The organism is Thalassotalea sp. PLHSN55 (genome assembly GCF_052030545.1).
GTDB lineage: Bacteria > Pseudomonadota > Gammaproteobacteria > Enterobacterales > Alteromonadaceae > CANMXU01.
The window spans coordinates 290,399-317,008 of record NZ_JBPDIH010000004.1; the positions used below are offsets into that span (position 1 = coordinate 290,399).

General features: G+C 38.4%; 24 protein-coding genes. 5 read left to right on the plus strand and 19 right to left on the minus strand.

Annotated features, from left to right (window positions below; translation table 11 throughout):
• Positions 1–13: 13 nt before the first annotated feature.
• The 14 genes from ACRRSQ_RS09800 to ACRRSQ_RS09865 all read right to left on the minus strand — a co-directional run bounded on the left by ACRRSQ_RS09800 (position 14) and on the right by ACRRSQ_RS09865 (position 17,274).
• On the minus strand, positions 14–1,933 hold the full coding sequence (locus ACRRSQ_RS09800; RefSeq protein ID WP_440875554.1) for a heparinase II/III domain-containing protein: 1,920 nt from the start codon (positions 1,931–1,933) through the stop codon (positions 14–16).
• 6 nt (positions 1,934–1,939) lie between these two features.
• Complete coding sequence (wecC, locus tag ACRRSQ_RS09805; protein ID WP_440875555.1) at positions 1,940–3,214, minus strand: UDP-N-acetyl-D-mannosamine dehydrogenase; 1,275 nt, start codon at positions 3,212–3,214, stop codon at positions 1,940–1,942.
• Positions 3,215–3,330: 116 nt separating this feature from the next.
• Positions 3,331–4,452 (minus strand): non-hydrolyzing UDP-N-acetylglucosamine 2-epimerase, encoded by a 1,122-nt coding sequence (gene wecB, locus ACRRSQ_RS09810; RefSeq protein ID WP_440875556.1) that lies wholly within the window; start codon positions 4,450–4,452, stop codon positions 3,331–3,333.
• Between the two features lie 40 nt (positions 4,453–4,492).
• A complete protein-coding gene (wecA, locus tag ACRRSQ_RS09815; RefSeq protein ID WP_440875557.1) occupies positions 4,493–5,530 on the minus strand; it encodes a UDP-N-acetylglucosamine--undecaprenyl-phosphate N-acetylglucosaminephosphotransferase in 1,038 nt (345 codons plus the stop codon).
• A gap of 17 nt (positions 5,531–5,547) precedes the next feature.
• Positions 5,548–6,591, minus strand: a complete 1,044-nt coding sequence (locus ACRRSQ_RS09820; RefSeq protein ID WP_440875558.1) for a Wzz/FepE/Etk N-terminal domain-containing protein — start codon at positions 6,589–6,591, stop codon at positions 5,548–5,550.
• Between the two features lie 757 nt (positions 6,592–7,348).
• Positions 7,349–7,765 (minus strand): type VII toxin-antitoxin system HepT family RNase toxin, encoded by a 417-nt coding sequence (hepT, locus tag ACRRSQ_RS09825; protein ID WP_440875559.1) that lies wholly within the window; start codon positions 7,763–7,765, stop codon positions 7,349–7,351.
• Positions 7,758–8,150 (minus strand): type VII toxin-antitoxin system MntA family adenylyltransferase antitoxin, encoded by a 393-nt coding sequence (mntA, locus tag ACRRSQ_RS09830; RefSeq protein ID WP_440875560.1) that lies wholly within the window; start codon positions 8,148–8,150, stop codon positions 7,758–7,760. The genes hepT and mntA overlap by 8 nt, the downstream gene beginning before the upstream one ends.
• A gap of 702 nt (positions 8,151–8,852) precedes the next feature.
• On the minus strand, positions 8,853–9,380 hold the full coding sequence (locus tag ACRRSQ_RS09835) for a GNAT family N-acetyltransferase (RefSeq protein ID WP_440875561.1): 528 nt from the start codon (positions 9,378–9,380) through the stop codon (positions 8,853–8,855).
• Positions 9,370–9,651, minus strand: a complete 282-nt coding sequence (locus ACRRSQ_RS09840; protein ID WP_440875562.1) for a DUF1778 domain-containing protein — start codon at positions 9,649–9,651, stop codon at positions 9,370–9,372. The genes ACRRSQ_RS09835 and ACRRSQ_RS09840 overlap by 11 nt, the downstream gene beginning before the upstream one ends.
• 56 nt (positions 9,652–9,707) lie before the next feature.
• Positions 9,708–9,872, minus strand: coding sequence for a hypothetical protein (locus ACRRSQ_RS09845; protein WP_440875563.1), 165 nt, complete (start codon positions 9,870–9,872; stop codon positions 9,708–9,710).
• Positions 9,873–9,971: 99 nt separating this feature from the next.
• On the minus strand, positions 9,972–10,292 hold the full coding sequence (locus tag ACRRSQ_RS09850) for a GIY-YIG nuclease family protein (protein WP_440875564.1): 321 nt from the start codon (positions 10,290–10,292) through the stop codon (positions 9,972–9,974).
• Positions 10,293–10,449: 157 nt separating this feature from the next.
• Positions 10,450–11,157, minus strand: a complete 708-nt coding sequence (locus ACRRSQ_RS09855) for a hypothetical protein (RefSeq protein WP_440875565.1) — start codon at positions 11,155–11,157, stop codon at positions 10,450–10,452.
• Between the two features lie 616 nt (positions 11,158–11,773).
• The gene (locus tag ACRRSQ_RS09860; RefSeq protein ID WP_440875566.1) at positions 11,774–14,239 is read right to left on the minus strand and encodes an SLBB domain-containing protein; all 2,466 of its coding nucleotides are present in this window, start codon (positions 14,237–14,239) and stop codon (positions 11,774–11,776) included.
• A gap of 305 nt (positions 14,240–14,544) precedes the next feature.
• Complete coding sequence (locus ACRRSQ_RS09865; protein ID WP_440875567.1) at positions 14,545–17,274, minus strand: SLBB domain-containing protein; 2,730 nt, start codon at positions 17,272–17,274, stop codon at positions 14,545–14,547.
• A 463-nt stretch (positions 17,275–17,737) separates the two neighbouring features.
• On the opposite strand from ACRRSQ_RS09865, the gene ACRRSQ_RS09870 reads away from it, so the two are divergent.
• From ACRRSQ_RS09870 to serA, 4 genes are all read left to right on the plus strand, one after another.
• A complete protein-coding gene (locus tag ACRRSQ_RS09870) occupies positions 17,738–19,192 on the plus strand; it encodes a peptide MFS transporter (RefSeq protein WP_440875568.1) in 1,455 nt (484 codons plus the stop codon).
• A gap of 212 nt (positions 19,193–19,404) precedes the next feature.
• Positions 19,405–20,016, plus strand: coding sequence for a 5-formyltetrahydrofolate cyclo-ligase (locus ACRRSQ_RS09875; protein WP_440875569.1), 612 nt, complete (start codon positions 19,405–19,407; stop codon positions 20,014–20,016).
• A gap of 218 nt (positions 20,017–20,234) precedes the next feature.
• Positions 20,235–20,894 (plus strand): ribose-5-phosphate isomerase RpiA, encoded by a 660-nt coding sequence (rpiA, locus tag ACRRSQ_RS09880; RefSeq protein ID WP_440875570.1) that lies wholly within the window; start codon positions 20,235–20,237, stop codon positions 20,892–20,894.
• 99 nt (positions 20,895–20,993) lie between these two features.
• The gene (gene serA / locus ACRRSQ_RS09885) at positions 20,994–22,223 is read left to right on the plus strand and encodes a phosphoglycerate dehydrogenase (protein ID WP_440875571.1); all 1,230 of its coding nucleotides are present in this window, start codon (positions 20,994–20,996) and stop codon (positions 22,221–22,223) included.
• A 125-nt stretch (positions 22,224–22,348) separates the two neighbouring features.
• Here serA and ACRRSQ_RS09890 read toward each other — a convergent pair whose 3' ends face one another.
• The 4 genes from ACRRSQ_RS09890 to ribH are packed head-to-tail and all read right to left on the minus strand — an operon-like array spanning position 22,349 to position 24,710.
• Positions 22,349–22,822, minus strand: a complete 474-nt coding sequence (locus ACRRSQ_RS09890; protein WP_440875572.1) for a phosphatidylglycerophosphatase A family protein — start codon at positions 22,820–22,822, stop codon at positions 22,349–22,351.
• Complete coding sequence (thiL, locus tag ACRRSQ_RS09895; RefSeq protein WP_440875573.1) at positions 22,815–23,786, minus strand: thiamine-phosphate kinase; 972 nt, start codon at positions 23,784–23,786, stop codon at positions 22,815–22,817. Before thiL ends, ACRRSQ_RS09890 begins: the two co-directional genes overlap by 8 nt.
• 29 nt (positions 23,787–23,815) lie before the next feature.
• On the minus strand, positions 23,816–24,232 hold the full coding sequence (gene nusB / locus ACRRSQ_RS09900) for a transcription antitermination factor NusB (RefSeq protein WP_440875574.1): 417 nt from the start codon (positions 24,230–24,232) through the stop codon (positions 23,816–23,818).
• 13 nt (positions 24,233–24,245) lie between these two features.
• Positions 24,246–24,710, minus strand: a complete 465-nt coding sequence (ribH, locus tag ACRRSQ_RS09905; RefSeq protein ID WP_440875575.1) for a 6,7-dimethyl-8-ribityllumazine synthase — start codon at positions 24,708–24,710, stop codon at positions 24,246–24,248.
• A 556-nt stretch (positions 24,711–25,266) separates the two neighbouring features.
• Between ribH and ACRRSQ_RS09910 the strand changes: the two genes are divergently transcribed.
• On the plus strand, positions 25,267–25,566 hold the full coding sequence (locus ACRRSQ_RS09910) for a DUF6170 family protein (RefSeq protein WP_440875576.1): 300 nt from the start codon (positions 25,267–25,269) through the stop codon (positions 25,564–25,566).
• A 74-nt stretch (positions 25,567–25,640) separates the two neighbouring features.
• Here ACRRSQ_RS09910 and ACRRSQ_RS09915 read toward each other — a convergent pair whose 3' ends face one another.
• Positions 25,641–26,537: an MlaA family lipoprotein gene (locus ACRRSQ_RS09915; protein WP_440875577.1), complete on the minus strand. Its 897-nt coding sequence runs from the start codon at positions 26,535–26,537 to the stop codon at positions 25,641–25,643.
• Positions 26,538–26,610: the final 73 nt, after the last annotated feature.

Here is a 26,610-nt window from a genome sequence, read left to right on the forward strand (position 1 = left end):
GTTCATATAATTACTATGCTTTAGATATTTTCAATTCTAATCTGGGAGTGCCGAAATTAAATAGTGACTTCAACACAATGATTGACTCTGTTTCACCATAATTAGGAAAGTAATATGAATCCAGTATTTCAATATTTTTGTCTTCGACACTTCCAAAATCAAGAAAATACTCCTTGCCCTTTAAAGATGTAAAGCTAAATTTTCCGCAAGGTTCAACCTTTACGGCACGAGAATAAATGTAAATGTAACTATCTAAATGTTGTTTTTCACCTTTTACGCGCTCATTAATAACTAAAGTCTGCTCACAGGATGAAAAAATCCTTTCATGACTATAGTTTTCTATGGTCATTCGCCCATGTATAGCACTGTCACTTTGGCTCACAATTGTTGATACTTTAGCCCCTCTCACTGTTTTGAAGATCGAACCATCAACCAAGTTGAATCTTTCACCTTTTCGAGGGGTAATTACATTATGTGCGCTAGAGCTAATACAAGCTTCCCTTTCTTCAACGGATAACGTATAAGGTGCACAGCCTTGCTCTATAATAACATCGTCATCTTCATCAAATACCCAGTAAGATAAATTATCATCATGATCATGGGCACCTCGCTCCCCCAAACCTAACTTACCAACACGAGTAATCAATTTAAAACTACCCGCATTAATCGTATGAAAAGGGTAGGCAGAATACCGTTCTGTTTTCTCTTTATTTAACATTGTAATTAAAGACTCTATGTTTGTTAGAGCATCGGGAAAGGAATAAAAATAAAACTCTTTCAGCAAACAACAACTGGTAAGTACTTTTTCTTTATTCTTGCCTTTAACATACAAACTAGCGTCACGGGCATCTTGGCCAAACCATAAAATTTGGCCACTATCATTGTCACCGAATATTGCAATTTTACCATTTTCACTAGAAACCACTTTCAGTGCTTCCACAGCTTTTTTAATTGTACCTTCAATTTTTTCAAGCTCCTGAAGAGGAACCTTTTGTTCTGCGGCAAAAAGGTAAGACACTAAAACAAAATCAAGACACAATCTATGGTACATAGGTGCAAATTCAATATGCATACCATCACTATTAAACTGCTGCGCAAACACTTTATTTAAATGCAACATTCTTTTTGCTAATTGTTTTTCACTTTTATTTATCAGCGTACCAGTTATAAAAGCGCCAACTTCAGTTGCTAAGTAGTGATTTCCTGGTATGTCACTAATTTCAGGAAATAAATAGAGGTAAATTTTATGCTGAGCAATACTTTCTAATATCTTACTTTTTTCTGTATTCGTTAGATGGGGCAATAAAAGTCGATAAATTAAAACAATATTAATAGCACGAACAGCTACTTCCATCGAGCTACACCAATTCACGCCCATTAGAAATTCATTCTGTTTTTTCCAACGAAAGATGTGCTTTAAAACTTCTGTTTTATACTCTCTAAGACTACCGTGTGAGCTATGGTATGAGGTTAGAACAAGTAACCATTGCAGCCTACTTTTTTCCCAAGGGATCTTAACGTCAGCTTTTATGTCTGAACAAACAAAATCAATTTTAGAAAAGTGCTTGTTGGGCCATGTGTAACCGTGAATGCAATCGGTATGAAATGTGTTTTCACCTATAATATCAACAGAACCATAACCTAAACATTGGTAGGTACCATTTTCGACTTCATTTTTTAAGTTGACTATTTTAAGTTCGCTTTCAGCTGAAAACGCACCAATAGTTAAGTCCAAATCATTGAGCTTTTTCGAGTGTTTTACGAGCCTATAAGTAACAATATATTGAAATAATGACAATAAAGGTGACTTGGGTAAAAAAGCTATTTTTTTACCAAAAAGTATCCAAATTTTACGTATTAAAAATTGAATAGGCGATTCTTTTAATCGCCTAACCACATATATTAATCTTCTCGCATTAAACTTCGTTGCCATTAGATTTTATACAATACCTTTTGTATCAATTACTTTGGTACTTGATACAAATTTTATATCTTTAAATTCTTTATGGTCAACTAAGATTACAGCTATATCAGCTTCTCTAATAGCATGCTGAAAATCTTTTAGTTCAGTAACTGAAGATAATGAATTGGGCAATTTAGCTATATTGGGCTCTACTGCGATTACATTACCACTATGCAGTTTAGCAACTTCCTTAGTAATATTTAATGCTGGACTTTCACGCAAATCATCAATGTCAGGTTTAAAAGCAAGTCCGAAGCAGGCTATCGTAATATCTTTTACCGTTTTTGTAGGGTTCTCTTGTAAAAACTCCGCAATAGCAACTTTAACTTTATTAATGACCCATTTAGGCTTAGCGTCGTTGACTTTTCGTGCTACATGAATAATTTGTGCTTGTTCCGGTGTTTTAGAAACAATAAACCAAGGGTCTACTGCTATGCAATGCCCACCTACACCTGGTCCAGGTTGCAAAATATTAATACGAGGGTGGCGATTTGCTAATGATATTAGTTCCCATACATTAATATCTAATTCATCACAAATAATAGAAAGTTCATTTGCAAATGCAATTTGAACATCCCTACAACTATTTTCGGTAAGTTTTGCCATTTCTGCAGTACGTGCATTAGTTATAACACATTCACCTTTCACAAAAGTCTTATAAAGTTCCACTGCTAACTCTGAACATTTAGCTGTCATGCCTCCTATTACTCGATCATTTTCAACTAATTCTCGCACAACATGACCAGGTAAAACACGTTCAGGACAGTGTGCAATTCGAACATCAGATGCATCACCATGAGTTTTAGGAAAGGTTAAATCGCTTCTATATTCCGCTAACCAATTAGCCATTTGCTCAGTTGCACCAACAGGAGATGTAGATTCCAGAATAACTAAGTCATCTTTTTTTAATACTGGAGCAATCGCTTTTGCTGCAGCTTGAATATATTTTAAATCGGGTTGAGGGATGTCACCATCATTTTCGATTTGCAAGAAAGGAGTGGGCACTGCGATTAAAAAAGCGTCTGCGGATTCTGGAACTAACACAGCTTTAAGCTTGCCATCAGTAACAGCTTTATGAACTATAGCATCAAGTTCGGGCTCTACAATATGTATTTCGCCGCGATTAATAGTATCAACCGCATGTTGATTTACATCCACTCCGATAACATTTTTTCCATATGCTGCAAACATAGCTGCTGTAGGCAAACCTATATAACCTAAACCGATTACTGATATTGTTTCAAATGACATTTTATTCTCTATTATTTACTATCTTTGTTGTTATATAAAAACACTACTTAAATCTAACACTTCGCCCCTTCGACAAGCTACTTGGAACGGGCGATGATACTATTTTTTTAATTCTTTTAATTTGAAAGAACATCTAAAATTTTATTACATGCTTTACCATCGCCATATGGATTATGGGAAAAGCTCATCGCTTGGTATGCATTTTCATCATCCATTAATTCGTTAATGGCCTGTGTCATAACATCGACATTTGTTCCTACCAATTTTACTGTACCAGCTTCAATAGCTTCTGGGCGTTCAGTTGTATCACGCATGACTAAGACCGGCTTACCCAAACTAGGCGCTTCTTCTTGAATACCACCTGAATCAGTTAAAATGATGTATGATCTACTCATTAAATATATAAATGGTAAATATTGTTGTGGCTCTATAAGATAAATATTCCGAATATTTTTCAATATACGGTTTACAGGCTCTCGTACATTGGGATTTAAATGCATTGGATATAATATTTGAGCATCTGGGTAACGTTTAGCTGTAATAGCTAAAGCTTCACAAATCCTTTCAAATCCGCCACCAAAACTTTCTCTTCGATGACCAGTCACTAATATTAGCTTTTTGCTTTCATCAAGCATTGGAAAATTTTTAGCTAAAGTTTTATTTAAATTGGCATCGTTTTCTATTTTATTATTAACCATCAATAAAGCATCAATTACAGTGTTACCTGTTACATGTATGTTTTCTGATGGATAGTTCTCTAAAAGCAAGTTTTCTTTTGAGTTCTCAGTAGGGGCGAAATGGTATTTAGTTAATGCCCCTGTTAATTTACGATTTCCTTCTTCAGGCCAAGGTGAATAAATATTCCCAGTCCGTAAGCCTGCTTCAATATGCCCTACTGCAACTTGCTCGTAGTATGCTGCTAAACTAGCGGCAAAAGTGGTTGCTGTATCACCATGCACTAATACAACATCAGGTTTAAACTCTTGAAGAATAGGCTTTAGAGTGATAAGAATACGCGCAGTTACTTCATTCAGGGTTTGGCCTTCTTTCATAAGGTCAAGGTCAAAATCAGGCGTTATTTCAAATAACTCTAACACTTGGTCAAGCATTTCTCGATGTTGTGCTGTAACACAAACTTTTGCTTCAAAGCGTTCATCGGCAGCAAGAGAGTGGACTAATGGGGCCATTTTAATTGCTTCAGGCCGTGTACCGAAAACTGTTAATATTTTTTTTTTCATATTCAACTTCAAAATAGATTTTTACAAGAATAAAAGAAAGTTACAAGCTGTTGTACTTCCAACTAAAGTGCCTTACATATTTGTTGTATATTATAAAAATTAATACAAACAAAAATAACTCAGTACTTTCAGCTACAACAAAATGCTCTCCTAAAATGCCGATTAAAGACATTAATATTGAAAATATTGTTATGATGAGCAAGGTTTGCCTAGAATTAAAACCGGCTCGTTGTAAAATATGGTGTAAATGATCTCTGTCAGGTTTGAAAGGCGACTTTCCTTTTTTTACCCTGCGGTAAACAATCGCTAACATATCCATTAATGGCACAGCACAAATCCAAAGGGCTGTCACAGGTCTAAAAGAGGCATTTTCACCTTGTGTACCCATAGATAGTAACCACATAACACTCAAACCGATAAACATACTACCTGCATCACCCATAAATATCTTTTTTGTGCTTTTCTTAAAAACATTAAGATTAAAAAATAAGTAAGGGAGTGTTGCCGTTGCAATAATTAATGGATAGCTTAAATATGACGTGTTACCACTAAGCATAAATAACACTGCAATTGATACAAAAGTATTTAGGCTCAAGCTGCCAACTAAACCGTCGATGCCATCAACCATGTTATAAGCATTAATGACTACAATGATTGCAATATAAGTAAACAAAATGCCTAGCGGACCTAATGATACGTCTCCCGTACCAAATAAATCACCTAAATTAGATATGTAACCACCAACGCCGTATATCATTAAGCTTGCAATAATTATTTGCCCAACAATGCGCACTCGTACACGCAGGTCGTATTTATCATCAAGCGCACCAATAAACACCATCATAGCTGAGGCTATAAGGTACATTCTCAGCTCTAGTGTGTTTGGTAGCCAAATTAAACTTGCCATCAAAACAGCTACAAAAATAGATATGCCACCAATTAATGGTATATGTCCTGCGTGGTGCTTTCTTTCATTTGGCTTATCGACTAAACCCACTTCTATAGCAATAGGCTTAAAAAACTTAATCGCAACATAGGCAAATATAAAGGAGGTAAATACTGGTATTACAATATCCATATAAAAGTCCTGTTTACCTATATTCTAGGAGTTTCAGTTTGAATGCTTTCATTAGGTTTAGTAGACCTTGATGAGTTTGTAAAATATCGAATTAGAACAATCAACACAGCTAATATTCCACCTAGCATAGTACCAAGAACGCAAATTAAACCACGTTTAGGTTTTGCTTCTTCATCAGGGGCATTAGCAGGATCAATTGTTTTAAGAACGTACTCTTCTGATACTTCTGTTAGCATCATGGTTTTAGTTTGTTCTTCTATAAGTTGATAAAATACAGTTTGCATATCTGCTAATTGAGTTTGTTCCAACTTATTTGTTAAAAAGTTAATACTCTCTTGAGCTTCTTTTTTATCTTTTTCGCGCATTTCTTTATTTAAATCTTTAACTAATAGTATTAACCATTGTTTTGCTAGTTCAGGTGAGTAATATTCAATTGATAAACTAATCATTCCTGATTCTTTATCTGTGGCAACAGAAAGTATTTCTTTTAAGGCTTCAAAGGTTTCCCATGCAGAAGGCTTAGGTGTTTTAGGAAAGGTAACATCGCGAACCCATTCATGGGTTTGCTCATTGTAAATGTCTTTATCGAAAATGAGCTTATCGTTATGAATATCCCAGCTTTCAACAGCCATTAGTGGCAAAAGCAATTTATGCTTATTAATAAATTTTTCAAGAAAAGCACGTGATTTCAGTACTTCTAATGCCAAACCTGTTTTATCAGTACTTCCACCACCAAGGTTAATGCCTGCCATACTAGCTAAGCCGCCAAATTGACCAGCGAGGGCAGATAAGCCACCAGCTCCGCCATCAGAGCTAGCAGGTGCAAGTACAGTTGAAGCTTTATATATATTTGGTTGGCTTATAGCATAGATAACAGATGCAACGGCGAATATGAAGGTAATAGCTATTATAGTTAGTTTTCCCGCCCATATGGCGCGCCAAAGTTCAGCAAGATCTATTTCATCATCATTATTTTGTTGCTGGGGGAATAAGGAGTTAGCAGGAATGGTTATATACTGCTGTTGCGAAGTATTCACTCCTTGATTACTGTTGTTTTCCACGTTTACTAAATATCCAATATTTTTTGTTCGACGAAAGCTGACGTATTATGCATTTTTTATTTATCGATTAACAGTGGAAAATGGCATATTGAGGTAAGTTATTTGTAAATAATGCCGTTATATTTATATGATTTAATGCCTTTTGTTATGTGCTTGTTTTAAGTTTGAACATTGTGATTGGAATTTAGGCTGCGAGTTTTTGGGTGTCACTGTTTATTTGATTTAAGTGAGCTCCCTTCGACTGCTGCGCGCTTCCTTCGGCTTTTCGACGAGCTCAAGACTGCCCTATTCAGGGAGTGTGGATGTTTTCAAATTCACGACGGTTTTGTGCGCTTCAGAAAAACTCCCTTCGACAAGCTTCCTTCGGCAAGCTCAGGACAGACAGGGCGAACGGTTGGTGGTGAGAATCTTACTTAACAGGCGAACGGGTATTTTTTTATGTCGATTGCTTCATGCTTCTTTCGATCTTTTCACGAGTTTAAGGCAGGCTTACTCATAGTGAATAGATGTTTTTTAATTCACGGCGGTTTTGTTCGCTTTAGAAAAACTCCCTTCGACAGGCTTCCTTCGGCAAGCTCAGGACAGACAGGGCGAACGGGTATTTTTTTATGTTGACTGCTTCGCGCTTCCTTCGGCAGGCTCAGGACGGCCCCTTCGACAGGCTCAGGGCGAACGGAATGATGAAATACTTGTAACTCAAAGTGCTTTTGTCACAAAATTGATAACACTAGCACTAAAGAGTAGTTATGTGATGAAGTTATAGGCGTAATTGGTTGCTTATGTCTAATGCAAAGGTTTGTAGTTTTAGATACATTTTATTTTCAACTATTGCTCTGATCAATTTTTCATCCAAATTTAAGTAATCATGAACTATCGCGTTTCTCATGCCAATAATTCGTTGCCATTCGCCAGCGTCTTTATGAGAAATTAAGCCAAGTTCCATCAGTTTTTCAAACACTGAATATGCATCACTTGGTAATACTTTTTTTTGTTTTTTTAGCCAGTGTTTTGAAACACCAATACACGCTTCAACTAATGTTTGAATTAATCGTTCTGCGCCTTTACGCTCAACACGAGTCCAATTTCTATCTTTTAAAAGTTCATTGAGCAACTCAAGATCTTCTATGCTTTCATTCACATGTTGCTGTATTGCATCTACATAACTATCAAGCATAGTGTTTCCTGTGGTATTGATGGTCAATTTCCCATTTTGACATGATCTTTTGTTCTTCTGTCATTAAGCGATAATCGTTACAAGAAAATACCACCGTATTATCTTGAACCACTGAATACGCTAAAGGCAGTGGTATTTGGTTAATGTCAATGATAGATAAATCCAAGTTAAGTTGTTTTTGCCATTGTATTGCTAATAATTCAGGCCGTAACCGCCTTTCAACTGGGTCACTTATATATTCTTTAAAAGCGATAGCCAAGTCATAGTCACTTTCTTCATTGTGCGTATTTCTAGCTCGTGAACCATACAACCACATTACTTCAATATCGGTATTATTAGTTGCAAGTTCTATGATACGTTTCATCATTTTTTCTTGAGTATGCATCAGTTGCCAACTCGCTAGTTAATCTATCGGAAATATTAACATAACATAATGCTTTCAAGGTAATTTCGAAAGCGTGTTTTTCTTAGGGGGGTTATATTTTCGATAAACATTATTTCAATTTAGCGAAATGAAATGCTTGTAGTTTTTATGTTTGGGCTACTTTTTATTGTGGTGAGTTTCCTTTAAAAACCCCCTTCGACTGCTTCGCGCTCAGGACGAACGGGTGTTTTTTTAATGTCCGACTGCTTCATGCTTCTTTCAATTTTTTAACGAGCTTAAGGCAGGCTTACTCATGGTGAACAGATGTTTTTTAATTCACGGCGGTTTTATACGCTTTAAAAAGACTCCCTTCGACAGGCTCAGGGCGAACGGTTGGTGGTGATTTTAAGCATAAAGAATCTTACTCAACAGGCGAACGGTTTGGTTTTAATTTTAACTATAGAGAATCTTGCTTAAAAGGCGAACGGTTTGGTGGTGAGTTTATACTTAATAATTTCCGTTCATGTTTAGCATATCGAAGTATGCGAAATGATTCACACATTTTTGAAACCAGGCGCAGAAAGTATGTGGAATTAATCATTTATGTATTACCGAGCCTTTTTGCCTATCGCTCATATTTGCATATCAATGCACTTCTATCTTTAATACTCTAAAACATCCATAATTGCAGCTACTAAATATAGGTCAACAAAAGTGTTATTATTAACCCAATACTTGATTTATTGTATCAATGCTTAAAAACATTTTAGCAATTTTATCATTTCCGTCATTATCTAAGCGTGTAAATCCTAAACTCAAATAGAAATCCGTAGCGTTGGGAGCGGCATCTAGATATAAGCCATATATATCAATTTCTTTTGATGCTCTATGCACTCGATGTAATGCATCTGACATCATTTTTTTTCCGATTCCTTGCCCTTGAAGTGACAAGTCAACACCAAGCATGACCAAGCGAACACATGGAATATCTCTGGGTAAACTACCTTTAGATAACTTTTCTAATTCATCAACCTGAAGTTTAAATGAAGTTAATGTATAAAAAGCAGAAAACCGATCATTCTCGTGTGCGTCAAGCAATACATAGGCTTGTGAGAAATTCTGATTTACCTGCTTTTTTAATGAAGAATGAACAAACTTATTTATAATTTTGTTGCCACAATCAAACTTCTTTTGCTGATGATATGATTTTTTTGGCTCAAAATTTTCAATTACAAATTGATTATCGCTCACTAAACGTACCCGCTGATAGTAGTTCTTTCAGAGCATCAGTAGGCTTAGCCGGTTTAGATAACGCTGCAAATAATGCATGTTGCTCTTGTTTATCAAGTTGTGCTTTTTCATTCAGCGCCACAACTTCTCTTGCCGCTTTTAAAGCCGGCATCATAATAAATGTAGTCAAATCAACACCGCGCAACATTGCAGCTTGTGCAAGCAATTCTTTATTTTGCATAGTTGTTTTTAAATCTAATCGCGCATCTTTTTTCAGTGTTAAGGCTACCATATCAAACCCCTTATACGTTTAACATACGTACAGTATAGTGACTTCGCCCATGAAACTCAACATACGTTTGTTGTACGTATTTCTGGTTTTCCTTTAAAACGAAAAGTATTCTTCAATAGACCACTTAATGATTTCTTATCACTGATTACTTGAGGGGCTTCAGTGTTCTTCAAAACTCCAAGAACGGCGCCTTTTTCACCTCGCCCTTTTGCAATTTTCACTAATCTCCCTTCGACTGCTGCGCGCTCAGGGCGAACGGTTTGGTGAATGAGTTAACCTAAGCATTACTAATTCATAAGCTCCCTTCGAATGCTACGCGCTCAGGGCGAACGGGGAGTTTTACGATTTAATATATGAATGTTAGTAAATGAACGGGCTAATTTAGATATTTCAGTCCAATCATTGTTTATTAACGCTTGCTTCTTTTTACGGCTCCAACCTTTAATTTGCCTTTCAACAATCAGCGCTTCTTCTCTTTGGTAAAAAGTTTGCTGATAAACCAGTTTTACTGGCAAGCGTTTGGCGGTATAGCAATGAGGTGTTTGTCTCATATGGTGTTGATGCAATCTTTGATCAATATTTTCAGTTTGGCCAGTATAATAACTTCCGTCATTACACTTTAATATGTAAACGTAAAACACTTTTCTTCCTTGTTAAAGTGGTTTGTATGAGTTCCTAACTTTCTTCGAATTATGCCAGCTTCCTTCGACAGGCTCAGGACGGATCCTTCGACCTTTCGACGAGCTCAAGGCAGGCTTACTCAGGGCGAACGGATGAAGCATATAATATTTCGAGAATTCAAGTGGATAAATTGGATATCAAAAATGTCTGTTTATAAGAATTTCGTATGCAGAGAAAAAGTAATGCGATTATTAAGATGAAAATGCTTGATGGCTCGTTAACTGTGATTGTTTCTATTGGTGTGCTTATAAAGTTTTGGTGATTGTTTATATCACCAAAAGTGTTTAATGAGGCTTCGCTCCAAGTAAAGTCGTTATATGAATTACCTGATCCACTAAGTTGTAATGAAAATCCCACAGGCGTATTTGTCAGCTCGCTTACACCGATATCTACACTAGATAAACCAGCCGCGATACCTGTTGTTGCAGTAAAAGTACCTTCATATGATAGAAATTGAATTAGCTTGTTGTCGCTATCTGCCAATGCTATGCCATCTGGCGAACCGTTTTGAATGCCTGAAACTTCTGCTGTGGCAACACCAAAGCCATTGTTTTCGTCGAAAAGCAGCCAGTGATCAAATGTGAACGTTTTATACACTTCACCGTTTGAGCCATTGTAAAAATAAAGTGACCAATTGAGTAAGTTAATACCGGCTTCCCCCACTAGTTCAACAAACTCATGTTGATCGCTGCCAGTGTTGTCATAATGAATTTCGTTAATAAAGACATTGGTGATTGGAGTCGCGTTTATTTTACTGCTGTTTAACAGAATAAATATAAATAGAGTGGCAAGTATGATGATTGAGGAGGGAGTAGTTTTAAGCATAATAATTCCTTATATTTGAGTCACGTCCTGTGATTTAAAAAAATATAGCAGAGAATTTTTAGCTGTCTAATTTTTTTGTACATTTATTTTAATTTTTTGAGTTAGTGCTTTCTGCAACTTTCTCCCCTTGACAGCCTCCCTTCGACAGGCTCCCTTCGACAGACTCAGGACGGACAGGACGAACGGTTTGGTGGTCGATTTATTCATACTAACATGCGTTCATGATGAGCTTGTCGAAGTATCTGAAATTAATTGGTTTTCTTTGAAGCGCGAACTTGATAGCTTCCTTCGACAGACTTCCTTCGACCTTTCGTCGAGCTCAAGGCTGGCTTACTCAGGACGAACGGATATTTGAATTTTCGACGACTTCGCGCTTCCTTCGACCTTTTGGCGAGCTCAAGGTTGGCTTGCTCTGGGCGAACTGTTAGCTGATGAGTTTAGTCGTATAAACTTTAGGGGTCGGTGACAGCTTATTATTTTTGAGATAGGTTCTGCTATTAGTGCCAAACTATTTTGTCTCTGTCACCGCCCCCTATGCATTCACTGTCACCGACCCCTATGCATTCAGCCCAATCCGTTCGAAAAGTTCAATAAACGTTGCTTTTTAACGATTAAATTAAATGCCACTGATGGCGGCAATGGCGACAGCGGTGTTATATAATATTGTTGTCGCGCTGGTCCAAAGTGATAAATCGCTCATGTATTCAGCGTCAAGCGGTACAACAACCGTATCGCCTGGTTGCATATTGCTGTGCTGTGTTACTGCATACCAATTACTTTCTAACATTTTGATACTACCATTAGCTGAAATAATATAAATACGCTCTTCATCTGCGCGCTTTTTACTACCGCCACTTTGTTTTAAGTAATCTTCGGCTGTTAAACCTTCGTCAAACATGTGTGATGAGGCTACTTGTACTTGGCCAATCACATTCACCGAGTTATTCAAAGTTGGTACATGAAGCACGTCGCCATCTTCTAACGCAATATTATAGCTATTACTTGCTAAGGCTTTGGGTAAATCAATTACCAAACGCCCAACAGGTTCGAGCTTGTTAATTTGGTCGAGCATTTTTTGCATTTCATCAAATGTCTGGTTATTGCCTTCATTAGATAATGATTTAGAAGCTATTTCTATGCGTAAGTCTTCAGAAAGCTTAACTAAGTTTTTCTTTTCAAGCTCTTGTAATTTAACACGAGTGAACACTGAACCCTCAAGGTGAGCAAAGTCAGTAAAGCCACCAGCACGCTCAATTAAATCGCTTAAGTTCTCGCCACGTCTAATAGTGTAATGACCAGGAAAAACAAATTCACCCTTAAGTTCAACTACGCGGTTTTCACTCCATTTAGGAATTTTATAAATGTTGATGCGATCTTTGCTTTGCAAGGTTAGGTTATCGGTGCTTGGCTTCGCATCTGCTGCCAATGCATTACCCAAATCAATCGTCAACCACTGTTTCGATGCTTGTTTTGCATCAACACTATCACGGGTAATATCCGCTCGCGCTAAGTAAGCTGACTCACTTAAACCACCTGCTGCAGTAATTTGATCTGACACTTTATTATTTTTCGCTAGCGGATACGTACCTGGGTATTTTACTTCACCTGTAATTTCAGCAAGCTGTAATGGTTTCCCTGAGCGCCCTTGGTGTTTTAGTTTTTCAATAACAGGCGCGAGCAATTCATCTCGTGATTCTTGATCATCACCAAAAATCACCACTTTATCATTTGCTTCTAAAGTTATATTGTCTATACCATCGGGCTGAGAAATAGCATTAACTAGACTAAATTGTAATACCTCAATTTCTTTTGCTATGTTGACTTCTCTTACCACTAAGCCATAAGACAAGTCAGCGTTTTCTTCTAGGTGGCTATCGATACTTGGAATAACATCGCTAATTTTCATGCCTTGTTGCCATTGAAAATTGCCGGCTCTTAACACTGCACCCGATAATTCTATCGATTGTGCAAACATGGCAGAGCTAGCAGCAACTTTAATAACATCGCCCGCCTGCGCCGAAGCGTTAAGCGCTTTTGCGTTATTGGCGTCTAGATTAATCACTTGGCGTGAACTATTTGCTTGGTATCGTTCAACGACAATAGAAGGACTATAAGCTGATGGTAACAGGCCGCCCGCCATAGCAATAACCTTGGCAAAAGTGTCTGATTGATTAAGTTCATAAATTGCAGGGCGACGCACTTCACCACTAACGCTAACACGCTTGCCAACAGAAGGAATAAATACCACATCACCTGACTGCAACATAATATCGTTGCTTGAATCACCATTGATTAGCAATTCATACAAATCGAGCTGCTTAATCAGTTTTCCTGCGCGTTTAAGCTGAATATTTCTTAATGAGCCAATAGTGCGAATACCACCAGCGGCAAATAATGCATGGCTAATGCTAGATAATGAACTTAAATGATACGGTCCTGGTTTGTAAGCATCGCCTAATACAAATACGCGCATGGTACGTAAGGTAGACAACCCAACCACAACATTTACGCCAATTACTTTTTCTTTGATTTTTGATTTAAGCAGTTGCTTCATTTCAACAAAAGATAAGCCTGATACAGAAAAAGGTCCTAAATTAGGTAGTACTAACTGCCCTTCTCGACTAATTGGAATTTCAGCTGATAAATTCTCTTTACCAAACATTTGAATAGAGACCACATCGCCAGGGCCGACAATATACCCAAGCGGAATTGCAACATCAGTAGTAGGAGCAAACGTTTGTGGATTATTAGCAAAAACATCGTAACCAAAAGGCTGAAGCTGCTCTGAATCTTCGCCATCGCTTTGCTCTACCTTAGAAGTAAGCTCGTTGTCAGCAGCAAGCTCTACTTCTCTTGGCTCTGTCGGTGTTACTTCAACATTAGCTTGACTGCTCGCGCCATTTATCTGGCTTTTGATATCATTTAAATCAACACCCATGCTACGCGCCAATGCAGCTTGCTGCGCAGGCGGTAAGTTCGTAAATTGATCAATTTGTTGTTGCGTTATATTGGTTGCATAAAGAGAAAAAGAAAATGAACAGAAGAAAAAAGCGAATGATAGCGCTTTAAAAAGATTAAACATATGTCGACACAATCCTTGATTTACAGTGAAACACTTTACTATTTTTATTATATAACAAATAGATATGACACTTATACGCGCTTTTTATAAAACTTAAATGAAATTACGTGTTTTTTGTAACCTATTTGTTAGCGCCATACTTTAGCACACCAAACTAGTTGATAAATAGATAATTTGGCCTGTTCAACAATAAATTTCACATTTTGAATGTAAATCAATAATAAAACATCAAAATCACATACAAAAAAGGGCTGATTAATATCAGCCCTTGATTCAAATAACGTGTTAAATATAAACAGCCTTAGTTAAATACCACTAATTGCCGCAAACGCTACCGCTATTTGATAAACAATCTGGCTCGATTCAGCCCATAATGTAATGCTACTCATGTATTCAGAGTCTAATGGCACCACAACGGTATCCCCTGGTTGTAAAGTACTTGTTGCATCGCTAGTAAACCAACTTGAATTATCTACCAGCTTAATACCGCCATTAGCTGCAATTACATAAATACGTTCATCGTCAGCGCGTTTGCGAATACCACCACTTTGATTAATGTAATCATAGACATCCATCGACTTATTAAAGATGTGCGACGAGCTCACTTGTACTTGCCCCATCACATTAATCGCATTACTTTTCACGGGTACATATAACACATCGCCGTTTTCAAGTAATACATCATAGTCATTATCGTCAATCACCTTAGGTAAATCTAAAACTAAACGACCAATCGGCTGTAACTGCGTAACGTCGGTTAATAGCTTTTGTAAATCAGCATAAGAAGCAGAGCTACGGTTATCAGTTAACGATTTAGAGGCAATGTCTAATCGTAAATCTTTAGTCAGTTTAAGTAGGTTTTCTTGCTCTAATTCTTTCAATTTTTGGCGTGAAAATACCGAACCTTCGGCAAACGCATAGTCAGTTAAACCACCGGCTTTTTTGATAATATCGGCTAAGGTTTCACCACGGCGAATGGTGTACTTGCCAGGAAAAACAAATTCACCTCTAAGTTCAACCACATGGTTTTCACTCCAAGATGGTATTTTATGGACATTTAAGCGATCTTTACTTTCAAGCAAAATATTATCGTCAGCATAACCTTTTAAGGCGCTGGCTAACTGAATATTTTTTGATGTTTTTCTCGCTTCAATACCTTCAATTTGATTACGCGTAATTTCCGCGCGTGATAAAAATGCCGACTCTTTTATGCCACCTGCGGCAACTACTAAATCTTGCACGCGCGCATTTTTTGTTAATGGGTAAATACCCGGAAATTTAACTTCGCCGTCTATTTCCACCAATTGAATCGGCTCGCCGTTATTGCCTTGTTCGCGCAGTTTTTTCAAAATAGGGATCAATAAGCGTTGACGAGAAAACAGCGCCAGTTCGCGCACATTAACCACTTCTTCAACTTCCCCACCTGACATTTGTGCGATGGTATTGTTGATCATCTCACGGCGTTCGGCATTTTCATCATTCACATCGTATTGCGCTAAGTTTTCGCCATATTTTTTCCAAAACTGCTTCGCTTTATGCTTTTCTTTGGCAATTTTACGTTCCAGCCTAAACAGCTCTTCTTGCGTATAAGCTAATGAGTCTAATGTGATCTTCTCTTCACTTAAGGTCGTTGCCAATGAAAAAATCACTACTTTGTCATTTGGGCTTAGCTCAATATTGTCAGGGCCATTAACATTCGTGATAGCGCGCTCTAGGCTAAACTGCAATACTTCAATATTTCGTGATTTATCAGTCTCACGCACGACTAAGCTGTAATTTAAGTCAGCATGTTTTAACAAGTGCGAATCGATATTAGGGAATAAATCAGCGACAGTTTTTCCTGCTCGCCATTGATATTTACCCGGCAAGGTTGCCGCACCGACAACCGTTACTGATTGTTCAAATAAATCGGTTGATTTTTTAACGCGAATATAATCACCGGCTTGTGCTTTTTGCTGCAGTTCGTCTTGGTTAGTTAAATCAACATCTAACACAGCGCGATAGTTATTAACACTAAAACGCTCTACTCGAGTTGACTGTAAATAGGCTGAAGGTAAAACGCCACCCGCCATATTTATTGCATCTTCAAAGGTTTCGCCTTGGGCAAGCTCATAAATTGCTGGTCTTTTTACTTCGCCGTCAACCGATACACGAGCACCTACAGGCGCAACAAATACTACATCGCCTGATTGCAATAACACATCGTTAGACGAGTCACCGTGGATCAGCAAGTCATATAAATCTAACGTGGTCACTAATTTACCGGCACGTTTTAATTGAATATTTCGAAGAGAGCCAACATCGTTAATGCCGCCCGCGGCAAAAATGGCATGAGTGACGCTTGAAAGCGACGTTAATGTATAAGGACCCGGCTTGTAGGCATCACCTAGAATAAAAATTCGCATTGAACGCATTTCGGCAACGCTAACAATAGCGTCAACACCTAACATGCGCTCTTCGATGCGTTTAACCAAAAAACGTTTCATTTCATCAAACGACAAACCAGCGACTTTATAAGGGCCAAGCTCAGGAATAACAATTTTCCCTTCGCGAGAAACCGTTAATTCAAAGCTGTCGCTTTCTTTACCATATAATTCGATAGATACCACGTCGCCTGGGCCGATGATGTAACCTTCAGGAATGGCAATGGCATGAATAGGCTGAAAAGTTGACGGTTCGTTAGCAAAAATATCGTAACCAAATGGTTGTAATTCTTGGTCTTCATCTTCGTAAAATTCATCTTCGCCAGACTGCGAAGTTGCATCGACACTCGCACTGCCGCTTTCATCAAAAACGGTACCTCGCGGGTAAACAGGTGTTGTAGCCGGTGCTTCAGTGCTTGAACTACCACTCATGCCCGACAGTTGCCCTTCAATATCTTTAATATCAACACCCATTGTACGGGCTAAGGCTTCCTGTTGTGCTCTAGGCATACTTTGAAACTGTTTGATTTGCGCAGCGGAAATACCGGCAGCCGATGAGCTAATTGAAATAAAGACTCCAATTAAGACGAACAATTTAAGAAGATTTTTCATTTAAACCTAATTTTCCAAGAAAATAGCTGATAGTTTCATCAATGAATCAAACTATTACTATGAATTAATACCGACAAATTCATACTTACTTGGTAATAATTAGACAAATAACCAAGATGAATTTACTTTACTTGTTTTGATCCTTGGCTATTTATACCGCCAACAAGAGAAAAACGCGGGTTATTCTATCAAGAAGCGTCAAAGCTCTACAACTCCTTTTACTGACATTACACTTCATTACTTAACATAACGCCTTTTTACATTGTAAAGAAACATTTCAACTTAACTTACAGTCACTTTATCCCGAAAACTTGCCTTTGACGTAAAGCACAGGTATAACTTGCCGCTGACTATAACGCATTTGAATATCTAATAACTCAAATTACAAACGTTTAATTGATAATAATAATTTTTTAATCAACAAGTTAATCATTATAAGTAACTCGAATACAGGATAGATTTTATGACACGACCTACTCCAGGTAACCTCTTAGGCCACCCGAAAGGTTTGTTCCTTTTATTTGGCACAGAAATGTGGGAACGCATGAGCTACTACGGTATGCGCGGCATTTTTGTTTTATATTTAACAACAGCTGCAACCGCCGGTGTTATGGGCTGGGGCCACATGACCGAACTAGAACTGCAATCTAACGCGCTAAGCTACTTAGGTTGGTATGCAATGATTGTTTACATCACACCGGTATTAGGTGGTTGGATGGCCGATAACGTCTGGGGCCAACGTAAATCGATAATTGTTGGTGGTGTCTTTATGATGCTTGGCCAGTTTGCGCTAGGTACACCCCATGAATATATCGCCGGTATGGAAAAAGCCTTCTTATTAATTGGTTTAACTTTGCTAATTATTGGTAACGGTTTCTTCAAGCCAAACATTTCAACTATGGTTGGCGACTTATATGAAGATGGCGACAAACGTCGTGATGCTGCATTTACTATTTTCTACATGGGTATTAACTTAGGTTCAATTTTAGGTTACTTAGTTGTAGGCTCTATTGGTGAGAAAATTAACTATCAATACGGTTTTATTGCTGCTGGTGTTGGTATGGCATTAAGTTTAATTTTCCAACTTTCTATGGGTAACAAATACTTAGGCGATATTGGTAAAGTACCTTCTGCAAAACAAAAAGGTACTGCTGAAAATGAATTAGCTAACCGTCCGTTAACGTCTGAAGAGCGCGACCGCGTTAAAGTTATTTTGATCATGAGTTTTTTCACTGTTGTCTTCTGGGCAGGTTTTGAACAAGCTGCTGGTTCAATGACACTTTTTGCTAAACATAAAACAGACCTCGTTTTCTTTGGCTGGGAAATGCCAGCGAGTTGGCTACAAACCGTTAACCCAATCTTTATTATTGTACTCGCACCTGTATTTGCATCCATTTGGCTTAAACTCGGCGACCGAGAGCCAAACTCGCCGGTCAAATTTAGTTTGGGTATGCTGTTCTTAGGTTTAGGTTTTATCAGCATGGTTGGTGCTGCGCTACAAATTGGTGACGATTCAAGTGCACGCGCTCACGTAATTTGGTTAGTAATGGCTTATATATTCCACACTATGGGTGAACTTTGTTTATCACCAATTGGTTTATCTATGGTAACTAAACTTGCACCGCTTAAATACACTTCCTTATTAATGGGTATGTGGTTCTTCTTCTCTGGCGTTGGTAACATGGCGGCCGCTCAAATTGGTAAGTTAGTAGGTGAAGCTGGTCCTCTATCTACATTTGCTGGCGTAGCAATTATGGCATTTGTTGCTGGTGGTTGTTTATACCTATTAAGAGACAAGTTAGTTGATTGGATGCATGGCGCTGAAGATGCTAGCCCTACTAACTTCGAAGAAAAACTAGAAGAAGAAATTGGCATTACTGGTACCCACGAAGCCATTTCGGAAAAACATAGCTCTTAATTTGCTCTAAGCATTAACAGCTAAAATATGAAAAGCCAAAGTTTGTTAAACTTTGGCTTTTTTACTTTTTGGCATTTATTTTTTACTATAGTTTCAGCTCTAGCGTGCTATAAAATTCTATTCTGAAAGTTCAACAGCCCCTAGCCTTAATATTTAATATCAGTACAATATCTTAACTATTGTAACTAACACACATAAACTTTCATCGCTATATGAACAGTCGCCAACATTTACGAAAGCAAACTCGTGCAAAACGCCAAGCACTTACATTGCTTGAACAACAACAAGCAAGTGATGCCTTATTAGAGCAGCTTATAAACGATGCTCTCGTAAAAAAAGCGCAATCGCTTGCCATTTATTTGGCAAACGATGGCGAGCTAAATTGCGAGACATTCATTAAGTGGTGTTGGCAACAAGGCAAGCATGTTTATTTACCGGTTATTCACCCGTTTAGTAGCGGCAATTTATTGTTTATACGATATGAAGAAAACACACCGATGGTGAGAAATCGCTTTAATATTCAAGAACCCAAACTCAACGTAACTAAAGTGTGCCTAAGTTCACAACTCGACATTATATTCACGCCTTTAGTGGCTTTTGATAAAACAGGCGCTCGACTGGGGATGGGAGGCGGTTTTTACGATAGAACCCTTGCAAGCTGGCATCAAAAGTTAACACAAACACCTGAGCAAGTAACTCACATTAAGCCCTACCCTATTGCGCTAGCACATGACTGCCAGCAAGTTGAGCAAATACCATCAGCACATTGGGATATTCCGCTACCTAAAATTATAACGCCAAGTCAAAAAATCACTCTGTTTTAAAACTCTGCCATTGCACGGTATGGCACGATATACCACGCCCTTGCATAACGCTCTTTATGAGGCGCCGGATAACACTCGATAAAGAGTTTCGATTATTCATTTCAAAAATACGCTAAAACTTTTGCTGTAATCACACATCTGTCATTACAGCTAACTGTAATCGCTGTTATAATAGCCAGATATTTTTAGTACCCTCTTATTACTTTATAGGCACAATCATGACCCAAGATGAAATGAAAAAAGCGGCGGCAATTAAAGCGCTTGACTATATAACTGACGACTCAATAGTTGGCGTTGGTACCGGCTCGACTGTTAACCATTTCATTGAAGCATTAGCAGGCATTAAACACAAAATACAAGGCGCAGTTTCAAGCTCTGAAGAGTCAAGCAAGCGACTAAAAGCCCACGGCATTGAAGTATTTGATTTAAATAGCGTTGACGTACTAGATGTCTATATCGATGGCGCAGACGAAATTACTAAGCACATGCATATGATCAAAGGCGGTGGCGCGGCACTTACTCGCGAAAAAATTGTTGCTGCAGTTGCCAAAGAATTCATTTGTATCGCAGACAGTTCAAAACAAGTGGACGTATTAGGCAGTTTTCCATTACCTGTTGAAGTTATTCCTATGGCGCGAAGTTATGTTGCTAGAGAGCTAGTAAAACTTGGCGGCGATCCGGTTTACCGTGAAGGCGTAATTACCGACAACGGCAACGTCATTCTTGATGTGTATAACTTAGATATTATTGATCCATTAACCATGGAAACTAACATCAATGCCATTGTAGGCGTTGTAACTAATGGCTTGTTTGCTCATCGCGGTGCGAATACCTTGATCATTGGTAGCCCAGAAGGCGCAAAAGTCATTTCAGGCTAATAAAAAACACTTTAGAGTTTAAGCACTATATGTTAGTTTATAGTCAAACTATAGGCATCTAGCCATCTAAATAAAATTTTAACAGGAATATTAGGCACCATGAGCACTAATTCATTAGCAAAAGAGAAGATTAAAATATTATTACTTGAAGGCGTGCACCAAAGTGCCGTTGAAGAGTTAAAAGCTCAAGGGTATACCAGTATTGAATACCTTAAAACTTCCCTTGCTGAAGACGAGCTAATTGAAAAAATCGCCAACGTGCATTTTGTTGGCATTCGCTCACGCTCACAATTAAATGAAAACGTGATCAAACATGCTAAAAAGCTAGTGGCAATTGGCTGTTTTTGTATTGGTACTAATCAGGTTGATTTAAAAGCGGCACAAATTGCCGGTGTTCCTGTTTTTAACGCACCATTTTCAAATACCCGCTCGGTAGCTGAATTAGTGTTAGGTGAAGCATTATTATTGTTACGTGGCATTCCACAAAAAAGTGCACAAGCGCATCGTGGTGTTTGGAACAAATCTGCTGTTGGCTCTGTTGAAGCGCGTGGCAAAACTTTAGGTATTATTGGTTACGGCCATATTGGTACTCAGCTAGGTATTATTGCTGAAACCTTAGGTATGCGTGTACGTTTTTACGATATAGAAACCAAATTACCCTTAGGCAACGCTAGCCAAAGCTCGACTCTGAATGCGCTACTTGAAGAAGCAGACGTAGTAAGTTTACACGTACCAGAAACATTGCAAACACAAAACATGATGGGCACAGCTCAGTTTGATGTAATGAAGCAAGGCGCCATATTTATAAATGCCTCTCGCGGTACCGTGGTAGATATTGACGCGCTAGCAGAAGCAATTCGTGAAAAGAAAATTGGCGGTGCAGCCATTGACGTATTTCCTGTTGAACCAAAAGGCAACGACGAAGAATTTGTTTCTCCACTGCGTGGCTTAGACAATGTTATTTTAACGCCACACATTGGTGGCAGTACCAAAGAAGCACAAGAAAACATTGGTTTAGAAGTAGCAAGCAAGCTTGCTAAATATTCTGACAATGGTTCTACGCTTTCAGCGGTTAACTTCCCTGAAGTATCATTACCAGGACATGCAGGTACTAGCCGCTTATTGCACATTCACAAAAACAAAGCCGGTATTTTGACGCAAATTAACCAAGCGTTTGCTGACAATAATATCAATATCGCAGCGCAATACTTACAAACCAACGACCAAATTGGTTACGTAGTTATTGATGTTGAAACTGAGCATAGTGAAAATGCGTTAAAAGCGTTAAAAGCTATCGACGGTACCATTAGAGCAAGAATACTGCACTAATTCACCACGCTCGTTTATAGCGACAATAAAGTAAATACAAAAACGGCAAGTCATTACTGACTTGCCGTTTTTTATTAGCGTCTTTATTTAAGCACACGCAATAACGTATAAACGTTCAAATAAAATTAGAAAATAAGATGCATGCAGCCAAGCGCCATAAAGCCCGCGATAATATCGTCTAGCATGATGCCAAAGCCGCCATGACAATGTTTATCGATAAATGAAATTGGCCATGGCTTAAAAATATCGAAAATACGAAATAGAATAAAACCAACCACGACAGTTTGCCAAGTAACAGGCAACATAAGCATGGTGATCAGGTAACCCACAATTTCATCCCAGACAATTGCGCCGTGATCATGAACACCAGCATCCGTCGCTGCCTTGCCGCAAATATAGATGCCAAACAAGCTCATTATTGCCACAACTGCGCCGTATACCTCTAACGATAAGCCCGACATCAGTAAAAACACAGGAATGGCTGCAAGCGTACCAAAAGTACCCGGCGCTTTAGGTGACAAACCACTGCCAAAGCCTAACGCAAGAAAGTGGATCGGATCGCTTAATTTAAAATTTTCGGTGGATTGACGCTTAGACATTATTTTCCGAAAAGTGCTCAAAGCCTTTTTTATCAATAAGCACAGGTTTGCTATTTAACGTAGTGGTGATTTTTTCAGAAGGGTTTAACTGACCAATACAAGTTACCGTTACACCTACATTCGCGAGCGCTGTTTCCATACCGACTTTATTGTCTTGCGATACCGTAAACAATAATTCATAGTCGTCACCACCGTTTAACGCCATTTCAACCGCAGCTTCTTGCCCTAAGGTTTCAAACATAGCGGTAGAGATAGGTAAGTCGTCTAATACGATATTGGCGCCAACTTTTGAGCCTTGGCAAATATGTTCAAGATCAGACAGTAAACCATCGGAAATATCGATAGCTGACGTTGCATATTCACGCAATGCCTGACCTGCAAGCGCTCTAGGCTTAGGATAGTTTAACTTTTTCAAACTATTTTCAACAAATGGCTGAGCTAATTTGATATTGCCAAACACGTGTTGCAAGGCAAGTGCCGCATCACCAATTTCACCCGTCACATATAACCAGTCACCCGCTTTCGCACCAGTGCGTGAAATATGTTTACCAAAAGGTACTATGCCTTGTGCTGTCACTGTAACGCTCATTGGTCCTTGAGTGGTATCACCGCCAATAAGCTGAACATTATAAAATTCACACAGTTCAAATACGCCACGACAAAACTCCTTTGCCCAAGCTTCATCGATGCTTGGCAACGTTATCGCAAGCGATATCCACGCGGGCTCGGCGCCAACAGCTGCCAAATCAGACAAGCTTACCGCAACAACTTTGTGACCGATAGCATGCGCACTGGTTTCCACAGGAAAGTGCACACCGGCAACTAAGGTGTCAGTGGTTACGGCAATATGTTGGCGTTCAGCGGCTTGCACTAACGCACAGTCATCACCAATACCTAAAACCACATCTTTACGGTTAAGGCCTTGCTGGGCAAAATAGTGTTTGATCAGATCAAATTCTTTCATAGTTTTGTCATTTAAACTAAGGAGAGTAATTACTCTTCTGGGCGAAGTTCTTTCACCGCTTTATCTAATACGCCATTCACAAATTTATGGCTATCGTCAGCAGCAAATGATTTGGCTAATTCGATAGCTTCATTAATCACTACACGATAAGGCACATCAGGGCAGTCACTTAATTCGTAAATCGCAACACGTAAAATTGACTTTTCAACATGGTCAATTTCTTCAACTGGGCGATCGACAAAAGGCACAATCACTTGGTCTAACTTGCTTAAATGCGACGTTACGCCACGAAAAAGTAGTTGAAAATAATCAATGTCAAAACGGCGAGCACTGTTATCTACTAAAAAATTAGTTTCAATGTCACTTACCGAGTTTTGACTAAGCTGCCATGAATAAACAGCTTGCACTGCCAATTCACGGGCTTTTCTTCTAGGTGATGGTTTCACTTAGATCTCCGACTTATAATTTATCTAGAACGTTAACCATTTCTAAGGCGCTTAATGCTGCTTCTGCACCTTTATTACCTGCTTTAGTACCAGCACGGTCAATGGCTTGTTCAATAGTATCAGTGGTAATTACGCCAAATGCTACAGGCATTGTGTAATCCATAGCCACTTGTGCTAAACCTTTGTTACATTCACCAGCAACAAAATCAAAATGAGGTGTACCACCACGAATTACAGCGCCAATTGCAACAATAGCGTCGTAATCGCCTTTTGCCGCAATACGCTTAGCTGCCACAGGAAGCTCGTAAGCACCTGGTACGCGAATAACGGTAATATCGTCATCAGCTACATTGCCATGACGTTTAAGGGCGTCAACGGCACCTTCAAGTAAACTTTCAACAATAAAACTATTAAAACGTGAAACAACAATTGCAAATTTTTTGCCTGATGCTTCGAAATTAGCTTCGATTACATTCATGGATAAATCACCTACATAAAAAAATTGCCGCATTCTAACAAATCCAAAGGAAGTTAGGTACTCGTTTGTACATATTTGTCGCAATGAAATGCAACCTGATGTGAAATTAGCGCGTGTTATTGAAAACACTAGAGCATATTGCCCTTTGCGGTATAAATTTTGTTCAAATATTAATGACAGCGTTTTGTGCGTATTTCTACTAGGGTATCGCCTATTTGTGGAACAACTGCATAGGCACTGCCTTGTATAAACACGCAATATACTACTGCAAAAATATACATCAAAGCTCAACAGACTCTGGTTTATTATCAAAAATAATTATTAGTTAAAACGACGGTATTTGCCAAGAAATGTCTAAAGCAACGAGGAAAAAGATACTATGCGATGAGGTGAAACTTAGTGATTATTATTTAAGAACTATATGAATTAGGTTAAGATAAAAAGCCTATTTTCACGATTTACATTACATACTTGTTAATCGCGTAAACTAATCATCACCATACCATGACTTGGTTACAACCTAACTCACAAACACTAAAATAGACACCTAAAACCTATGGCTCTTTACTTTTCAACCAATCAAATTCCACAATTACGTAACTACTCGGTTCAACAACGACAAGCGATTGTAAACCTTGCAATGGAAAAGCTCACGGCACCAGAGAAGTTTGTGATTAATGTGATCAAATTATTAATGTTAATTCCACCATTTTTACTGTTAGCGAATTTAGAAAGTGGTTGGTTTTTTGTTTCGGTGGTTGCCGTGCTATTGGCATACTTTTTTATTATGAAACCTATTAGCTTATCTTTTGCAGAGAAATATATTGAAAAAGCCATTAAGCAAAGTGATTTTTAGCTTAATGGCTTGATAGAATGGTTTTAAAAATTAACTAATTTCTCTTAGTCTATTTACTCTTAGGCAATCTATTTTTAATCAATTTGTTCACTTTGCGGTGCTTGCTGTTCACCTTTAAGTTCAGGCTCTGGTTCGGGCTCAGCAGATGCCTCGTCAAGCTCATCTTGATAATCGTCAAATTCATCTAGAAACGCATCAAAATCTGCTTCTTCTTCTTCATCGACTTTAAGAGGTGGATTACCGTCCCAAACTTTATATTCCATATTTTGGAAGTAAGCATTTTTAACAAATTCGTATGGGTCAATCGCCTCATTAAGCAATTCTTCTTGTTCAACCAATTGAATGCGGGTTTCCATACCTTCAATCGCCCAACGTGTAAACGACGGCCAAAAACCTAATAAAGTGTACGGCCAATAATACTTATCAACATAATCACCGACTTCTTCTCTTACCGAGGTAGGCTTAATACCTGGGATGATAAAATACGGGCCATCACTAACGCCATACTTACCTAGCACTTCACCAAATTCTTTCTCATTTTTAGCCCAACCAAAATCACTTGCAGGATCATAAAAGCCCGCTAAACCTATGGTGGTGTTAAGCAAAAATCGCCCGGTACTTTTGGCGGCATTATCAAATTGCAGCAACAATAACTGATTGATGATGGTAGAAGGACCATTTAAATTGGTCGCTACGTTATATAAACCTTCACGAAGGAACTCTGGCATTACGTTACCGTAGAAAAGAGACACAGGTCGCGTGATGTATTTGTCAGTATAGTCCCAAGTAAAAGTCCATAATTTACGGTTTAACGGCTCGAGTGGATCTCTTGGGTCTGCATAAGTATTCTGAGCAGTTTCAGCATCCGTGGCTTCTGGTGAATTAGTCGTTGCACATGCTGATAAAATCGCGCTAAACAAGATAACTTGTAGCAGGCGCAGTGAACGGTTAGCTTTAAAATAGTTAAACAATTTCTTTCCTTGCAAAACACGCATAAATTTTTCGACGCATACAATAGCAAGTTATCACTTAGTTGATAACCAC

Bases quoted from the DNA above. Each gene is read 5' to 3' on its own strand.
- ACRRSQ_RS09800 (WP_440875554.1), bottom strand. From the start codon at position 1,933: ATGGCAACGAAGTTTAATGCGAGAAGATTAATATATGTGGTTAGGCGA.
- wecC (WP_440875555.1), bottom strand. From the start codon at position 3,214: ATGTCATTTGAAACAATATCAGTAATCGGTTTAGGTTATATAGGTTTG.
- wecB (WP_440875556.1), bottom strand. From the start codon at position 4,452: ATGAAAAAAAAAATATTAACAGTTTTCGGTACACGGCCTGAAGCAATT.
- wecA (WP_440875557.1), bottom strand. From the start codon at position 5,530: ATGGATATTGTAATACCAGTATTTACCTCCTTTATATTTGCCTATGTT.
- hepT (WP_440875559.1), bottom strand. From the start codon at position 7,765: ATGCTTGATAGTTATGTAGATGCAATACAGCAACATGTGAATGAAAGC.
- mntA (WP_440875560.1), bottom strand. From the start codon at position 8,150: ATGCATACTCAAGAAAAAATGATGAAACGTATCATAGAACTTGCAACT.
- ACRRSQ_RS09840 (WP_440875562.1), bottom strand. From the start codon at position 9,651: ATGGTAGCCTTAACACTGAAAAAAGATGCGCGATTAGATTTAAAAACA.
- ACRRSQ_RS09855 (WP_440875565.1), bottom strand. From the start codon at position 11,157: ATGCTTAAAACTACTCCCTCCTCAATCATCATACTTGCCACTCTATTT.
- ACRRSQ_RS09860 (WP_440875566.1), bottom strand. From the start codon at position 14,239: ATGTTTAATCTTTTTAAAGCGCTATCATTCGCTTTTTTCTTCTGTTCA.
- ACRRSQ_RS09865 (WP_440875567.1), bottom strand. From the start codon at position 17,274: ATGAAAAATCTTCTTAAATTGTTCGTCTTAATTGGAGTCTTTATTTCA.
- ACRRSQ_RS09870 (WP_440875568.1), top strand. From the start codon at position 17,738: ATGACACGACCTACTCCAGGTAACCTCTTAGGCCACCCGAAAGGTTTG.
- ACRRSQ_RS09875 (WP_440875569.1), top strand. From the start codon at position 19,405: ATGAACAGTCGCCAACATTTACGAAAGCAAACTCGTGCAAAACGCCAA.
- rpiA (WP_440875570.1), top strand. From the start codon at position 20,235: ATGACCCAAGATGAAATGAAAAAAGCGGCGGCAATTAAAGCGCTTGAC.
- serA (WP_440875571.1), top strand. From the start codon at position 20,994: ATGAGCACTAATTCATTAGCAAAAGAGAAGATTAAAATATTATTACTT.
- ACRRSQ_RS09890 (WP_440875572.1), bottom strand. From the start codon at position 22,822: ATGTCTAAGCGTCAATCCACCGAAAATTTTAAATTAAGCGATCCGATC.
- thiL (WP_440875573.1), bottom strand. From the start codon at position 23,786: ATGAAAGAATTTGATCTGATCAAACACTATTTTGCCCAGCAAGGCCTT.
- ribH (WP_440875575.1), bottom strand. From the start codon at position 24,710: ATGAATGTAATCGAAGCTAATTTCGAAGCATCAGGCAAAAAATTTGCA.
- ACRRSQ_RS09910 (WP_440875576.1), top strand. From the start codon at position 25,267: ATGGCTCTTTACTTTTCAACCAATCAAATTCCACAATTACGTAACTAC.